The organism is Myxococcus llanfairpwllgwyngyllgogerychwyrndrobwllllantysiliogogogochensis (assembly GCF_006636215.1).
In the GTDB taxonomy this organism is placed as follows: Bacteria; Myxococcota; Myxococcia; order Myxococcales; family Myxococcaceae; genus Myxococcus; species Myxococcus llanfairpwllgwyngyllgogerychwyrndrobwllllantysiliogogogochensis.
The window spans coordinates 1-14,976 of sequence record NZ_VIFM01000117.1 but is presented as its reverse complement, the minus strand read 5'-3'; the positions used below and the strand labels follow the sequence as shown (position 1 = coordinate 14,976).

The window sequence follows — 14,976 nt, the reverse complement described above, 5'->3', positions numbered from 1 at the left end:
AGCGCGGTCAGCGCGGCCCTCCATCCAGGCCACCTCCGCGTCCTCCGTTCCCTGGAACACCATGGCGTCGTGGATCTGTCACCCGCCATCGCCGGGTGGCGCAAACAAACGACACGTCGCGGGCTCGACCTGAAGCGACAGGCCGGGTGCGGGGATGTGCGCCTGGGGCCAACTCAGAGCGTGAGGACCATCAGCTCCTCGTCGACATAGGCGCCGCCGATCTTCAGCGCCCGGGGCTCCACCCCATATGTCTGGAAGCCAACGGAGCGGTACAGGGTGTGGGCAGCGGCGTTGCCGGAGACGACGGCCAGGAGGAGCTGCTCGACGCCTGGGAGCTTTCGCCCCTCGGCGAGGATGGCGACGAGCAGCCGGCGGCCAACACCGCGTGAGCGAGCCTCCTCGGCCACGTACATGCCCCAGACGAAGGCCTTGTGCGCGGACTTGAGACGGGGCTCCCGGCGCACGCCCACCACTGCCACCAGCCGCGTCCCGTCGTAGGCCCCCAGCACCCGCTGCGAATCCGTCGACTCGAGCCGCCCGCGAAACACCTCCAGCGCGAACTGGGACTCCTCCTCGAACGAGGACCCGAAGGCCTCCGGGTGCTCCGTCAGCGAGCGCAGCCGCATCGCCCGGAAGGCCTCCACCTCGTCGGGAAACACCGGGCGGATGACGATGTCGCCCTCCCCGCTCGTGCGCCCTTCCTCCTTCAGCACCGCGGCGAAGCCCACGGTGAAGTCCGGGTAGCGCGGCAGCCAGCCCAGTTCCTTGAGCCGGGCATTGGAGATGGCCCTGTCACCGCGCAGGGACTCATGCAGCGTCTCCAGGGGCACACGCGGAGGCACCGACATGGCCAGCCGATGCGCCAGCCAGGTGACGGTCTCTTCCAGGGGCGCGGCGCGATCATCCGCCACGCAGTACAGGGCCCCGGGCGTTCCCTGCTCGAGCCCCGCGAGGATGGCCGCGCCCAGGTCATCCACGTGGACGCGGGAGATGCGCCCTCCGCGCTCCGGCAGGCGGAGGTTGCCGGACAGCAGGCGGGAGTGGGCACCGCGCCCGGGGCCGTAGATGCCGGCGATGCGCAGCACCATCGCTCCGAGCGGCAGGTAGCGCGACTCCGCTTCCAGGCGACCGAGTGACGAGGGCCAGGCGACGTCCACCGGCGTGTCCTCGTCCACCGCTCCCCGAGCGCTGCCGTAGACACCGGTGGAGGACAGGTACACGAGTCGCGCGGGAGGCCGGGCCGCGAGCGCGCTGGCGATGGCGCCGTCGAGCCCCGCCTCGGGTGGAACGGAGACGACGACGTGCGCGCCCTGCGTCTGGAGCAGCGCGTCTTCCAGCGAGGAGACGCGAGCACCCGCGCGCACCAGTTCCTCGCGTCGGGCGGAATCCCGCGTGGCCGCGAGGACGTCTCGTCCTGCCTGGGCCTGCGCCACCGCGAGTCGCGTCAGCGTGTAACCGGAGCCCAGGAAGACCAGGGAAGGAGTCATGCCCCCCGCGATAGCGAAAGCCGGGGGGCAAAGGCAAGCCGTGGCGTACCGATCACAGCTCCGCGCTGGCGCGCGGGTCGATGATTCCGCACTCCTTGATCTTGTAGAGCAGCGCCTTGTAGCTGATGCGCAGCTTGCCGGCCGCGCGCCGCTTGTTCCACGCGGTGCGCTGGAGCATGGCGAGGATGGCCTCGCGCTCGGCCAGCATCGCCGCGCGCTTGCCGATGTCCTTCAGCGACAGCTCTCCCGCCGGTGGAGGCGGAGGCGGAGGCTGCGGCACATCGAACGGATTGACGTAGCGCGGCGCCGGAATCACGGAGTTCATCGGCTCCATCACCGCGGACGCATGGGCCTGGCTGTGCGCAGCCGCCGTGGTCGGGGACACGCTGCGCGAGGGCATCTCCAGCACCTGGACGGACGAGCCCTGGTGCCCACGCGGATGTTCCTCCACCGCGCGGTGCCCGTAGCCGCTGTCGTCGCCACCAAAGGCGGTGGGAAGGGACGGCGCGCTCGCCGGAGAGCGACCCGCGGCGTTGAGCTCGTCGAGCACCAGCGTCGGGTCCTTGAGCACGCACAGCCGGCGCACCATGTTCTCCAGCTCGCGCACGTTGCCCGGCCAGTCGTAGTCCGCGAAGGCCTGCAGCACCTCCGTGGGCAGCTCCGAGACGCCGGTGATGTACTGGCGGCCGTACTTCTTGAGGAAGTGGTCCGTCAGCGGCACCACGTCCTCGCGCCGCTCGCGCAGGGGCGGCAGGCGGATGGCCACCACGTTGAGGCGGTAGTAGAGGTCCTCGCGGAAGTTGCCGAGCGCGATCTCCTTCTCCAGGTCGCGGTTGGTCGCCACCACCACGCGGCTGTCCACGCGGACGCTCTTCTTGCCACCGACGCGGAAGAACTCCTCGTCCTGCAGCACCTGGAGCAGCTTGGCCTGGAGCCGGATGGCCATCTCGCCAATCTCGTCCAGGAAGATGGTGCCCTGGTCCGCCAGCTCGAACTTGCCGGGCTTCTCCGCCGTGGCGCCCGTGAACGCGCCACGCTCGTGTCCGAACAGCTCGCTCTCCAGGAGTTCGCCAGGGAGCGCCGCGCAGTTCACCTTGATGAACGGCCGTCCGCGACGCTGGCTGCGTGCGTGGATCTCCCGCGCGATGACCTCCTTGCCCGTGCCGGACTCGCCCAGGAGCAGCACCGGGACGTTCTCGTTCGCGATGCGCTCCACCAGCGCCCGCGCCCGTCTCATGGACGGAGACGAGGAGATGAGCACCCGGGATTCCGCCGCCGTGTCCACCGCCGGACGCGGCGCCAGGGGCGGAGGCACCACCTGGCGATCAGGCACGCGCGTGCCGAGCGCCCGGGCCAGGGCATCCTGCAACTCGTCATTGCCCAGGGGCTTCGACAGATAGTCGCTGGCGCCCATCTTCATGGCGCGCACGGCGTCGTCCGCGCCCGTCAGGCCGCTGAGCACGACCACGGGGGCATTGCCACCCTGGCCCCGGTAGCGACGCAGCACCTCCAGGCCACTCATTTCGGGCATCACGACATCGAGCAACACCGCGTCGAACGAGCCCCCCGCGAGCATCTCCAACGCCTGCGCGCCACTCCCCGCGCAGCGCACTTGATAGCCCGCGCTGCCGAGCAACTCGGACAGGAAGGTGCGAACCGACTCCTCGTCATCCACCACCAGCACCGCGATCCGATCCATCCCCTCGCCTCCGCTCGCCCTCTGCATCGAACCTCCGCCCATCCTCACACCGAGAGCCGGGTCATGGACCCGGCCATCCGACGAAACTCACGCGTGCGCCGCATGTCCTGCTGCGCCGCGCTCAAAAGCTGCTGAGGCGTGCCCACCGTGTCCGGGAAGCTCACCGCCCCCAGCTCCAACGTGGTGCGCACCACCCGACCGTCCACCTGGAAACGCGCCGACTCGAAGCGCGCGGCCACCCGCGACAGCATTACCGGCACCGCCTCCGCCGGAGTCCCCGGCAACATCAGCGCGAACTGGCTCTCACCCACCCGGGCCACCGCGTCCGCTTCCCGCACCGTCTGTCCCAGCACCACCGCGCTGTACACCAAGAGACGCTCCGCCATGCCGCGCCCGTACTCCTTGCGCATCGCGCTCCAGCCCCCGACCTCCGCGGAGATCACGGAGAAGCTCCCGCCATACCGCTCGCACCGGCGCACCTCCAGGCCCAGGAGCGAGAGCAGGAACGGTTTGTTGTAAAGCCCCGTCACCGGGTCATGCAGCGCCAGCGCCGTGTCTTCTTCCTCACCTGACGCCGCCCGCAGGACGGCCGCCTTCAGCCGCAGCTGAGCGTGCAGCTTCACCGCCAGCTCCGACCCGCTGCCCGACCGCGGCACGACGTCCACGCACTGCCCCTTCTCCAGACAGTGCTGGTAGGCCCCCACGTCGTGCGGGTCCACCATGTAGAGCAACGGCACGGTGCCCCGGCTGATCTGCCGCAGCCTCCTCGCCACCTGCACGGCGCCATAGTCCGGCGCCTGCACCGCCAGCAGCACCGCGTCCGGGCGGATGACCTCGAACAGCGGTACCGCCGCGTCGAAGCGAGTCACTGGCACCACCCGGAAGCCGGCCTCCCCGAGGAGCATCCGGGTCCGCTCCAGGTCGTCCGCCCGCGGCTCGATGAGCAGCACGGTGGGCGGCTGCGCCGCCTTCCCCACCCGCTTGCGTCTCACGCCCACCACGTCCGCCTCCCCACCAGAATTTTCTCCACCACTCCCCCGGCACGTGCCCGGAATTACAGTCCCCAGCCCTTCCCTGCTCTCTTCATCCCCCCGGATTTCCAAGGGAAGGGCGCTCGGCTACCCATCCTGGGCATCGGTTTTAGCAATGGACATGCCACCTTGGACCTCACGCAACCGGGCCTCCAGCTCGGCCTCGGTGACGTGGTGTTTGAAGGCGGGCACGTCGTTGATGACGATCACGGGGATGTCGTAGCGCCAGCGCTCGAAGAGCGCCGGGTCCTCCAGGATGGAGATGAGCCTCAGCTCGAAGGGGATGCGAGCGCGGACGGCGTCCACGACGTCGGCTGCCTTGTCGCAGAGGGAGCATTTGGGTTTCGAGTAGATCTCGACTCTCATGGCGGGCAGGATGGACGGTCGATGCGAGGTCTGACTGGTGACTTACCGACGATGCCCCTCAAGGACCTCGTCGTCTACCTCGGGAACCGTCGAGCCACTGGCTCGCTGAAGGTGGAGCGAGGGGAGGTCCGCAAGCAATGGGTCCTCCGTGATGGCCAGGTGATTTGCGCCAGCTCCAATCAGCATCGGGAGTACTTCGGTCAATTCCTCATCACCATGGGGCATCTGACGGAGGCCCAGCTCGAGAAGGCGTTCAGCACCCAGGCCCAGACGCGCGTCTTCCTGGGCAAGGTGCTGGTGATGACCGGGGTGGTGCCGGAAGCGACGGCGCGCTCGACTCTGAGCCACAAGTTCCGGGAGATGATGTTGGATGCCTTCCACTGGCGGGAGGGCGAGTTCACCTTCGAGGCGTCGGACACGGCGCCGGAGATCGCCGGCCTCGACATCGAGGTGGACCTGATGGACATCCACCGCGAGGGCGAGTTCCGGGAGACGGCATGGGAGGCCATCCGCGCGGTGTTCCCCTCCGGCGCGGTGCGGCTGTCGGTGGATGAACGCAAGCTGCCCGAGCGCAAGCCCGGCAGCATGGACGAGCGCATCGTCCAGCTCATCCAGGACGGCCTGAGCATCGACGGGCTGGCCAGGGCGCTGCATGCCACGGACTTCTTCCTCTATCAGCGGCTGTACGCGCTCTACCGGCTGGACGCGGTGAAGGTCTCGGACGAGGCCCCCGTGCCCGTCACGTCCGCGGTGGTGGAGGTGGAGAAGCCGGAGGACACGGGCGTCATCGGCTCGGAGTCGTCATCGGACGAGGTGCTCCAGGCGGCGCAGCTCTTCCTCGACGCTGGCAACGTGCGCGACGGCGAGGCGCTGGCGCGACGGGCGCACGAGATGTCCCCGACGCCCCGCTCGGCGGCGTTGGTGAAGGCGGCGCAAGAGAAGCTGCTGGCGGAGCTGCGCCGGGAGCTGATGGACGCGACGAAGGTGCCAGCGCTCCAGGTGTCGCCCGCGCATCTGAAGACGCTCCAGCTCACCGCGCCCGAGCGCTACCTGCTTTCACGCGTCGACGGCCGCCGGGACATCGCCGCCATCGTCCACGTGTCTCCGCTGCAAGAACTCGAAGCGCTGAAGTTCTTCCACGGCTTCGTGGACATGGGACTGGTGAAGCTCACCGCGCGCTGACCGCGCGTCGAGTCGTCCTCCCGCGCGGTGCCTACTCCGTCAAGGAAACGGGCCGCACGCACGTGCATCCACGGAGGCGTCGTCCCTGCGCCGGTGAAGCGCACCGCGTGACGAGTCGTCCACCTGCTCAGTGCTTGCCCGCGGCGGAAGCGGGCGCGGTCAGCTCCACGGGGGCGGGCACGCGCTCCAGGCCGAGCCGCAGCGCCTCGCGTCCCAGCCACGTGCCACGGATGCGCCACTTCGGGTCATTGACGATGAGCGCGGCCACGGCTACGCGCGGGTTGTCGCGAGGCGCGAAGCCGACGAACCACGAGTAGTCCCGAAACGGATTGCGGTCCGCGAGCGTGCCCGTCTTTCCCACGGCGTTGTCCACGCGGAAGTTGCGCTCGCGGAAGATGCCGCGCGCGGTGCCGTGCGTGACGGTCTCCTCGAGCATGTCCGTCAGCGCGCGGGCCGCCTCGGGAGTCAGCACGCGTTCGCCCTCAGGAGGCAGCAGCGAGCCCTGCTCCGGCTCCACCAGCACGGGGTCCACCCAGCGCCCGTCATTGGCGGCCACCGAGGCCAGCAGCGCGCCATGCAGGGGCGAGAGGTAGACGTCGCCAAAGCCGGCGCCCGTGTTGGCCAGGGCGAAGCCGTCCTCCGGCACGGCGGCGAGCGACACGTCCGTGGGCACCACGAAGTCAATCTCGCGGTTGAAGCGGAAGCGCGCGGCCATGCGCCGCAGCACATCCGCGGTGAGGTGCTTCTGCGTCAGCTTGGCGAAGATGACGTTGGCGCTCTTGCCCATCGCGAGCGCCAGCGAGTAGCAGGCCCCGTCGCGCTCGCTGTCCTCCAGGTGCTTCTCGGTGAGCCTCCGCTTCCCGCCGTGGAAGCACTCCTCCATGGTGGGCGTGACGCCGGCCTCCAGCAGCGCGCTGCCGGTGACGATCTTGAAGATGCTCGCGGCGGGGAACACCGCGCGGTAGGGCAGCCCTCGCAGCTCCGGCTGCGCCTGCGAATGTTCCGCGAGCGCCAGCACCCGCCCCGTCGAGGGCTCCAGCACCACGGCGGCGCCATACGGCACCTCATAGTCGCGGAGGATCTTCGTCAGCGACGCCTGGAGCACCGGGTCCACGGTGAGCGCGCGCGTGTGCCCGTCCTTCTCCTTCACCACCAGCCGCTCGCCCTGCAGCTTCGCGCGAGCCATCAGGTCCGCGGCGCGAGGCATCGTCTGGAGCTTCGCCATGGGAGGCGCCGTCAGTCGCGAGGGCACCGGCGTGGGCGGCAGCAGCCCCGGCACCGTCACCAGCGTGGTCAACCCCGCATCGGCCCCACCCTGCACCGCGGCGGCCGCCACCGCCTCGGCCTCGGCGCTCGTTCCGCCGTCCTCTCCGCCAGCGGGAGATGGGGACGCCATGGTGCCCCCTCCTCCGGCATGCGCGCCCGGGTCGCTTCCCGAATCCCCCGCGCCCGAGATGGCCACGCCGGCGCCGGACCCGCTCGCCGGCCCAGAAGGACCCGCCGTGGGTGTCGAGGCAGCGGCCTGACTCGCGCCATTCGCCCCCGTTCCAGAGTCACTGGCGGCCGGGGCCTCGACGGAGGCGCCCCCCTGGACGGGTTCTTGGGCCCCCAGGAGCAGAGCGAGGGGAAGCAGCGCGGCGGCGGACAGGAGGCGGCGGCGAATCGTCATGTGCGGCGCGAGGGGGCGGCTGAGAGGGGGCAGGAGCAGCACGCGAATCCTAGCGGCTGGAGGCTCGCTGTCCACGGACGCTTCCCTGCCCGCCTGATTGCCGCTCCTGTCAGAAACTTGGCGGTGGAGTGTGCAAGTCCGATAGGGTCACCCACACTTTGGACGGACTGAAAGAAACCCTGGTCATCTGGGGCGCCGAGCTTCAACGGGCCGTGCGCAGTGGTCGCGCGGTGGTGTTGCTCGGGCTCTACAGCATGTTCTCCGCGCTGGTGCTGCTGGTGATTGGCAAGCTGACCAGTGACCTGCGCACCGCGATGAACGAGCGGCTGGCGGGCGCCGGTGCCGACGCGGAGTCGGCCACGAGGCTGATGGAGGAGACTCGCAAGGGCGTGCTGGGCTTCCTCACCAGCAACGACACCTCGATGATGGAGGCGCTCGCGCAGGTCCCCATCGAGGTGCTGCTCGTCTTCAAGGTCACCCTCTTCTTCCTGCCGGCCTACGTGGCGCTGATGGGGTTCGATCAGATCAGCGGCGAGGTGGCCCCCCGCTCCATGCGCTATCTGACGGTGCGCGCGCGGCGCTCGTCGGTGCTGCTGGGCAAGTTCCTGACGCAGGCGGCGCTGCTGGTGGGGCTGGTGCTCGTCATCGACCTGGCCATCTTCATCTACGCGCGCATCGCCAACCCCGACTTCGGCTCCGCGGCGTTGATCATCAACCTGCTCAAGTTCTGGTTCGCCGCCATCGTCTTCTCGCTGGCGTACGTGGCCCTCACCACGCTGTGCTCCAGCCTCTTCCGCACGCCCGGGGTGAGCCTGGTCTTCAACTTCATCCTCCTGTTCGTCTTCTGGCTGATGGACACGGTGGGCCGGGCCTCGGGAGAGACGGGCGCGCTGCGCTTCCTGCGCTACCTGTCGCCCTCCAACTACGCGGGGGACCTGTTGCACCCGAAGTTCACCGAGTTCGGCATCAGCGGCGCGGCCTACGCGGGCTTCGCGACCCTCTTTCTTCTGGGCGCCTACGGGGCCCTGCGCGCGAGGGACCTGTGAGCGACCTGGCCATCGAACTGTTCGGCATCACCAAGCGCTTCGGCCCGAAGGTCGCCGTCAACGGCGTCAGCTTCTCGGTGCCCCGGGGCGCGGTGTATGGCCTCATCGGCCCCAACGGCGCCGGCAAGACCACGACCTTCTCCATGATGTGTGGGTACCTCTACCCCTCCGAGGGCACGCTCAAGATCATGGACGTGGACCCCTCCACGCCCGGGGCCCTCAAGGGCCGCGTCGGGGCGCTGCCGCAGGACGCGGTGCTGCCCTCGGGCTGGGAAGTGGGCGCGCTCCTGACGTACTGGGCGAAGCTGTCGGGGCTCGCGACTCCGGAGAACGAGGCCCGTGAAGCGCTGGAGCAGGTGGGGCTGATGGACGCGTGGAAGGTCCAGACGCAGGCGCTCAGCCACGGCATGGCCAAGCGCACGGCCATGGCGCAGGCGCTGATGGGGCGCCCGCCGCTGGTGCTGCTGGACGAGCCCACCGCCGGCCTGGACCCGCGCATCGCCGCGCAGGTGCGTCAGGTCATCAAAGACATGAAGGGCAGACAGACGGTGGTGGTCTCCAGCCACAACCTCCAGGAGCTGGAGGAGCTGTGCGACGCGGCCGCCATCCTCGACAAAGGCAGTCTCGCGCAGGCGGGCACCATGTCCGAGCTCACCGGACAGGGCGCGGAGTTCCGCGTGCAGATCGCCAGCGGCATGGTCATCCCCCCGGAGCTGACCACCCTGCCCGACGTCACCGACGCACGCATGGACGGTGAGGGAATCCTCGTCGTGCGCTTCGGCGGACAGGCGAAGCCCGAGGAAGTCATCAGCCGCGTGGTGGCCCACCTGCTCCAGAGCGGCGTGCTCATCCTCGGCGTCAGCCGCGGCCGGCGCCTCGAGGACCGCGTCCTCCAACTGCTCTAGAGAGGGAGTGCGCTCGGGCGTCAGCCCGCCTTGCGCACCCAGCCCACGTAGCTCGTCCCTCTGCGCTCCAGACGGACGAGCTCGTGGCCCGTCGCTTCACACCAGGCGGGCAGATCCGCCTCCAGCCCCCGGTCCGTGGAGATGAGCTCCACCAGGGCGCCGGCGGGCAGGCGCCTCATCACCTTGGCGATCTCCAGGATGGGCACGGGGCAATATGCCCCAGAGGTGTCCACGCGCGCTGCGATGTCCATTCAAGGACTCTCTCGCACCGCGCAGATCCGAGCATGCGGAATTTTTCCGAGAACCGCCCAGTTTCCGGGCCCCTGAGGGGCCTGCTCGTCGAGCGGAGTGCGTCTCCACTCGGCTTGCGTGTCTGGAAATCCCTCTGTTAAGTACCCCGGCCCTCTCAATCTTTCTCGCACATCCACGCTCGGGGCCGGAGTCGGACCTATGGCGAAGGAGCAGAACCCACCCATGAAGCCCAATATCATCGTGGCCCTGCTGGTCGGCCTGGTGCTTGGTTTCGTTGGCGGCCGTGTGTACAGCGGCCCGTCCTCGAAGACCGATACCACCAAGCCCGCTGCGCAAGCTGGTCAGGCCAACCCCGCGCGCCGTCCGGTGGACCCCACCGTGTTCAAGGTTCCCATCGAAGGTTCCCCCTCTCGGGGTAACGCCGATGCCCTTGTCACGATTGTGGAGTTCTCGGATTACGAGTGCCCCTTCTGCAGCCGCGCCAATGTGACGGTGGAGAAGCTGGAAGAGGACTACGGCAAGAAGCTGCGCGTGGTGATGCGTCAGAACCCGCTGTCCTTCCACCCCCGCGCCAAGCCGGCGGCCCTGGCCGCCCTCGCGGCCGGTGAGCAAGGCAAGTACTGGGAGATGCACGGCAAGCTCTTCGCCAACCAGAAGAAGCTCGATGACGCGTCCCTGCAGCAGTTCGCGCAGGAGATTGGTCTGGATCTGGACAAGTGGAAGGCCGACCTGACCAGCCCCAAGCTGGCCGAGGCCATCCAGCGGGACCAGGCCCTGGCGAGCCAGCTCGGCGCGAGCGGCACCCCGGCCTTCTTCATCAACGGCCGCTTCCTCTCCGGCGCGCAGCCCATCGACAACTTCAAGGCCCTCATCGACGAGGAGCTGGGCAAGGCCGAGGCCCTGGTGAAGGGTGGCGTTCCCGCCAGCCAGGTGTACGCGAAGATCATCGAGAAGGGCGCCGAGCGCGCCGCGCCGAAGGCGGCCCCGCAGCAGCAGGCGCCCGCGGTGCGGAAGATCGACGTGCCGGCCGACGCGGCCGCCTTCGGTCCCGCCACCGCCAAGGTGACCATCGTCGAGTGGTCCGACTTCGAGTGCCCCTTCTGCAGCCGCGCGGGCCCCACGCTCGCGCAGATCAAGAAGGACTACCCGAAGGACGTGCGCGTGGTGTTCCGTCACCAGCCGCTGCCCTTCCACGCCAACGCGAAGCTGGCCGCCGAGGCCTCCGAGGCCGCCAACGAGCAGGGTCGCTTCTGGGAGTTCCACGACAAGCTCTTCGCCAACCAGAAGGCGTTGGATCGCGCCTCCCTGGAGAAGTACGCGCAGGAGCTGGGCCTGAACGTCGCCAAGTTCAAGGCCGCGCTGGACAGCGGCAAGTACAAGGCGAAGGTCGAGGCCGACAGCGCCGCCGGCACCGCCGTGGGCGCCAGTGGCACGCCGACGTTCTTCGTCAACGGCCGTGAACTCGTGGGCGCACAGCCCTTCGACTCCTTCAAGCGCCTCATCGACGAGGAGATCGCCAAGGCCGACAAGCTGCTGGCCTCCGGCACCAAGGCCGAGGAGCTCTACGCGAAGCTGAACGCGCAGAACGTCGCCGAGGCTCCGGCCGCGCCTCCCGCGGGCGCCCCCGCCGAGCCGCCCGTGCAGAAGGTGGACGTGGGCAACGCCCCGGTGAAGGGCCCGAAGAACGCGCCCGTCACCATCGTCGCCTTCTCCGACTTCGAGTGCCCCTTCTGCAGCCGCGTCGTCCCGACGCTCAAGCAGATCGAGGAGCAGTACCAGGGCAAGGTGAAGGTGGCCTTCAAGAACCAGCCGCTGCCCATGCACGGCAACGCCAAGGCCGCCGCGGCCGCCGCGCTGGCCGCGCACGAGCAGGGCAAGTTCTGGGAGATGCACGACAAGCTCTTCGCCAACCAGCGCGCGCTGGACCGCGCGTCCCTGGACAAGTACGCGCAGGAGCTGGGCCTGAACGTCGCCAAGTTCAAGGCCGCCCTGGACGAGAACAAGTTCGCGGCGCAGATCGACGCGGACGCCGCCGAGGGCTCCCGCCTGGGCGCCACCGGCACCCCCACGTTCTTCATCAACGGCCGGACGCTCGTGGGCGCCCAGCCGCTGGACGGCTTCAAGCGCATCATCGATGAAGAGCTGAAGAAGGCCGGCGCCGTCGCGGCGGACGGGAAGTAATCCGCTCCACCGGGCTGCTTCTCGAGCCCTGAAGCACCAGAGGCCGTCGGACCGACAAGGTCCGGCGGCCTCTTGCTTTGGACGACGGGGGAAGGACGCTCAGGAGACGGCGATGGCGTCGATCTCCACCTTGGAGCCGCGGGGCAGCGCGGCCACCTGCACGGTGGCGCGGGCCGGCGGCGCGCCGGTGAAGTAGCGGCCGTACACCTCGTTCACCTTGGCGAAGTCACCCAGGTCCGTGAGGAAGATGGTGCAGCGCACGACGTGGCTGAAGTCCAGCCCGCCCGCCGCCAGCACCGCCTGGAGGTTGAGCATCACCCGCTCCGCCTGGGCGACGACGTCCCCCTGCACCATCTCCATGGTGACGGGGTCCAGGGGAATCTGTCCGGAGAGGAAGGTCAGCTTCCCGGCGTCCACCTGCACCGCCTGCGAGTACGGGCCAATGGCCTTGGGAGCCTGGTCCGAGTGAAGAGTCTTCCGAGCCATGGAGCGCACCTCGAGGGTTCGGGCGGCCCTGAGAGGCGGCCGCCGGATTTCTCGGGCGCTCTAGCACGAAAGGCGGCGGATTAGATTCGCTCCACGGAGTAGACGCCGCTCAGTCGCTCGATGGTGCGCATCAGGTCCGTGAGCTGCTTCAGGTCCGAGATGATGACCTCGAAGGTGTTCACCGCCCGGTCATCGCCCGTGGCCCGACAGTTGGCCTGGGAGATGTTGACGCCCTTCTTCGAGAAGATGTTGGAGATGTCGGCCAGGAGACCCGTCCGGTCCGCCGTCAGCACGCGCAGGGTGACGGGGCGCTTGAAGTCACCCCGCACGTCCCAGCTCACGTCCACGCGCCGCTCGGGGTCCGTCGCCAGCGCCTTCTCGCAGCCCACCGTGTGCACCGTGACTCCCCGTCCCCGGGTGATGAAGCCGGCGATGGGGTCGCCGGGGACGGGGTTGCAACACCGTCCGAAGCGCACGAGCACATCGTCCACGCCGCCAATCTGCACGCCGCTGCGGTTGCTGCGGCCCACCAGGCGCTTGGCCAGGTCCGTCACGCGGGACAGCCCGGGGAGCATGGAAGAGGCCCCCGCGTGCGAGCCGTTGCCGGAGCCGTCGCCTCGGGGCGTGGCCTCCGCTTCGTTGCGCTTCTCCTCGGGGACCAGGCGCTGCACCAGTTGCTGCGGCGTCACCTTGCCGTAGCCGATGGCCACCAGCAGGTCGTCTTCGATCCGGAAGCCCAGCTCCTCGGCGACCTTCTTCACCTCGCCGGACTTGAGCAGCTTGTTGAAGTTGAGCTGGAAGCGCTTGAACTCGCGGTCCGTCAGCTCGCGCCCCAGTTGCAGGCTCTTCTCGCGCTGCTGCTGCTTGATGAAGCCGCGGATGCGCTGCTGCGCGCGGCTCGTCTTGACGAAGGTGAGCCAGTCCTTGGACGGGTGCTGCTGCGGGCTGGTGAGCACCTCCACCGTGTCGCCGTTCTTCAGCTTGTAGCGCAGGGGAACAATCTTGCCGTTCACCTTCGCGCCCACGCACCGGTTGCCCACGTCCGAGTGGATGGCGTACGCGAAGTCCACTGGCGTCGCGCCGCGTGGCAGCGAGCGCACGTCGCCCTTGGGCGTGAAGACGAAGACCTCGTCGGTGAAGAGGTCCACCTTCACCGTCTCGAGGAACTCCTTCGGGTCCTTCAGGTCCTGCTGCCACTCCATGAGCTGGCGCAGCCAGGCGAACTTCTCGTCATCCTTGGAGATGACGGCCTTGCCCTCTTTGTACTTCCAGTGCGCGGCGATGCCTTCCTCGGCGATCTTGTGCATCTCCGCGGTGCGAATCTGCACCTCCACGCGCTCGCTCAACGGGCCAATCACGGTGGTGTGCAGCGACTGGTACATGTTGGGCTTCGGAATCGCGATGAAGTCCTTGAAGCGACCCGGCACCGGCTTCCACATCTCGTGCACCAGGCCCAGCGCCTCGTAGCAGGCGGGCGCGGCGGGGGAGATGATGCGGAAGGCGATGATGTCGTGGATCTGATCGAAGTCGATGCCCTGTGACTTGATCTTCTTGTAGATGCTGTAGACGTGCTTGAAGCGGCCGGAGACCTCGCCCTTCAGTCCGCGCTCCGCGAGCTTGGAGCGGATGAGGTCGCAGGTGTCCTCGATGTACTTCTCCCGCTCCTTCTTGCGCTTGTTGAGCTTCTCCTGGAGGCCGAAGAACTCCTGCGGCTTCACGTAGCGGAAGCTCAGGTCCTCCAGCTCCGTCTTGATCCAGGAGATGCCGAGCCGGTTCGCCAGGGGCGCGTAGATGTCCAGCGTCTCCTGGGCGATGCGCGCCTGCTTCTCCTCGTTCATGTGGTCCAGCGTCCGCATGTTGTGCGTGCGGTCCGCCAGCTTCACGAGGATGACGCGGATGTCCTGCGCCATCGCGATGATCATCTTCCGGAAGTTCTCCGCCTGCTTCTCCTCCTGGGAGAGCGTGGCGGACGCGGAGAACTTGGACAGCTTGGTGACGCCGTCCACCAGCTGGGCCACCTCCGCGCCGAACAGCTCCGTGAGCTCCTCCGCGGTGGCGAGCGTGTCCTCGATGGTGTCGTGGAGCAGACCGGTGACGATGGACGCCTCGTCCAGCTTGAGGTCCGCGAGGATGCCGGCCACCTCGAGCGGGTGGACGAGATAGGGCTCGCCTGACTTCCTCAGTTGGCCCTGATGCACCTTGGCCGAGTAGACGTAGGCCTTCTTGATGATGTCCAGGTCGGGGTCCGGGTGGTACGAGGAAACCCGTTGGAGGATGTCGTTCAGGCGGATCATCGAAGCAGGGGGAATCGTAACTTCGTGCCGGAGGGGGGGCAACGTTGCCCCACGGAACCTGTCACATTTCTCTTCCGGGCTTGTCCCACCCATCGCGTTCGCTTTCGTTGACCCGACGTTTTACGCGCCCGTAGATTCTGGTTCGCCCATGTCACAGCTCTTGTTGTCGGCTCTCTCCGTGGTCTGCCCGAACTGTGACGGGTTCAATCCGCCGCGCTCGGCCTCTTGCGTGCTCTGCGGCCAGGCCCTCGGGGATGCCCCGGCCGCTCGGCCTGCCGCCGCGAAGCCCTCGGCGACGGCGCGCCCACCCGCCGCGACGCCCCAGGGGGGCCGGCCCGCGGCCGTGGCCTCCTTCCCTGGCCCCCGGCCGGCGGAGCC

Annotated in this window: 12 protein-coding genes and 1 pseudogene; 5 read left to right on the top strand and 8 right to left on the bottom strand. The window is 68.6% G+C overall.

Going from position 1 to position 14,976, the window contains the following annotated elements; genetic code table 11:
* Positions 1-173: 173 nt before the first annotated feature.
* The 4 genes from FJV41_RS26260 to FJV41_RS26245 form a co-directional block, all read right to left on the bottom strand.
* Entirely contained in the window at positions 174-1,487 is a 1,314-nt protein-coding gene (locus tag FJV41_RS26260) for a GNAT family N-acetyltransferase (RefSeq protein ID WP_141645297.1), read from the bottom strand.
* A 52-nt stretch (positions 1,488-1,539) separates the two neighbouring features.
* Complete coding sequence (locus FJV41_RS26255) at positions 1,540-3,186, bottom strand: sigma-54-dependent transcriptional regulator (RefSeq protein ID WP_141645296.1); 1,647 nt, start codon at positions 3,184-3,186, stop codon at positions 1,540-1,542.
* Positions 3,187-3,230: 44 nt separating this feature from the next.
* On the bottom strand, positions 3,231-4,184 hold the full coding sequence (locus FJV41_RS26250) for a GGDEF domain-containing protein (RefSeq protein ID WP_246137420.1): 954 nt from the start codon (positions 4,182-4,184) through the stop codon (positions 3,231-3,233).
* A 120-nt stretch (positions 4,185-4,304) separates the two neighbouring features.
* A complete protein-coding gene (locus FJV41_RS26245) occupies positions 4,305-4,583 on the bottom strand; it encodes a glutaredoxin family protein (RefSeq protein ID WP_141645295.1) in 279 nt (92 codons plus the stop codon).
* Positions 4,584-4,604: 21 nt separating this feature from the next.
* On the opposite strand from FJV41_RS26245, the gene FJV41_RS26240 reads away from it, so the two are divergent.
* Positions 4,605-5,765 carry a DUF4388 domain-containing protein gene (locus FJV41_RS26240; protein WP_141645294.1) on the top strand — a complete coding sequence of 387 codons (1,161 nt, stop codon included), beginning with the start codon at positions 4,605-4,607 and terminating at the stop codon, positions 5,763-5,765.
* 127 nt (positions 5,766-5,892) lie between these two features.
* Here the strand turns inward: FJV41_RS26240 and FJV41_RS26235 are convergent, their stop codons facing one another.
* Positions 5,893-7,509: a penicillin-binding transpeptidase domain-containing protein gene (locus FJV41_RS26235; RefSeq protein ID WP_141645293.1), complete on the bottom strand. Its 1,617-nt coding sequence runs from the start codon at positions 7,507-7,509 to the stop codon at positions 5,893-5,895.
* Between the two features lie 83 nt (positions 7,510-7,592).
* Here FJV41_RS26235 and FJV41_RS26230 point away from each other — a divergent pair, with 83 nt between their 5' ends.
* Positions 7,593-8,480, top strand: coding sequence for an ABC transporter permease (locus FJV41_RS26230; protein WP_217446500.1), 888 nt, complete (start codon positions 7,593-7,595; stop codon positions 8,478-8,480).
* Positions 8,477-9,385 (top strand): ABC transporter ATP-binding protein, encoded by a 909-nt coding sequence (locus FJV41_RS26225; protein WP_141645291.1) that lies wholly within the window; start codon positions 8,477-8,479, stop codon positions 9,383-9,385. The genes FJV41_RS26230 and FJV41_RS26225 overlap by 4 nt, the downstream gene beginning before the upstream one ends.
* A gap of 20 nt (positions 9,386-9,405) precedes the next feature.
* On the opposite strand, the gene FJV41_RS26220 is transcribed toward FJV41_RS26225, so the two are convergent.
* Complete coding sequence (locus FJV41_RS26220; protein ID WP_141645290.1) at positions 9,406-9,636, bottom strand: sulfurtransferase TusA family protein; 231 nt, start codon at positions 9,634-9,636, stop codon at positions 9,406-9,408.
* Between the two features lie 223 nt (positions 9,637-9,859).
* Between FJV41_RS26220 and FJV41_RS26215 the strand changes: the two genes are divergently transcribed.
* Positions 9,860-11,818: a DsbA family protein gene (locus FJV41_RS26215; protein ID WP_141645289.1), complete on the top strand. Its 1,959-nt coding sequence runs from the start codon at positions 9,860-9,862 to the stop codon at positions 11,816-11,818.
* Positions 11,819-11,917: 99 nt separating this feature from the next.
* Here FJV41_RS26215 and FJV41_RS26210 read toward each other — a convergent pair whose 3' ends face one another.
* Both FJV41_RS26210 and FJV41_RS26205 read right to left on the bottom strand, forming a co-directional pair.
* The gene (locus FJV41_RS26210) at positions 11,918-12,313 is read right to left on the bottom strand and encodes a RidA family protein (protein ID WP_174462648.1); all 396 of its coding nucleotides are present in this window, start codon (positions 12,311-12,313) and stop codon (positions 11,918-11,920) included.
* A gap of 71 nt (positions 12,314-12,384) precedes the next feature.
* A complete protein-coding gene (locus tag FJV41_RS26205; protein WP_141645287.1) occupies positions 12,385-14,598 on the bottom strand; it encodes a RelA/SpoT family protein in 2,214 nt (737 codons plus the stop codon).
* 148 nt (positions 14,599-14,746) lie between these two features.
* On the opposite strand from FJV41_RS26205, the pseudogene FJV41_RS53165 reads away from it, so the two are divergent.
* Positions 14,747-14,976, top strand: a pseudogene (locus tag FJV41_RS53165) (FHA domain-containing protein); the annotation flags it as partial.

Coding starts and splice junctions, on each gene's coding strand:
- FJV41_RS26260 (WP_141645297.1), bottom strand. CDS start 1,487: ATGACTCCTTCCCTGGTCTTCCTGGGCTCCGGTTACACGCTGACGCGA.
- FJV41_RS26255 (WP_141645296.1), bottom strand. CDS start 3,186: ATGGATCGGATCGCGGTGCTGGTGGTGGATGACGAGGAGTCGGTTCGC.
- FJV41_RS26245 (WP_141645295.1), bottom strand. CDS start 4,583: ATGAGAGTCGAGATCTACTCGAAACCCAAATGCTCCCTCTGCGACAAG.
- FJV41_RS26240 (WP_141645294.1), top strand. CDS start 4,605: ATGCGAGGTCTGACTGGTGACTTACCGACGATGCCCCTCAAGGACCTC.
- FJV41_RS26220 (WP_141645290.1), bottom strand. CDS start 9,636: ATGGACATCGCAGCGCGCGTGGACACCTCTGGGGCATATTGCCCCGTG.
- FJV41_RS26215 (WP_141645289.1), top strand. CDS start 9,860: ATGAAGCCCAATATCATCGTGGCCCTGCTGGTCGGCCTGGTGCTTGGT.
- FJV41_RS26205 (WP_141645287.1), bottom strand. CDS start 14,598: ATGATCCGCCTGAACGACATCCTCCAACGGGTTTCCTCGTACCACCCG.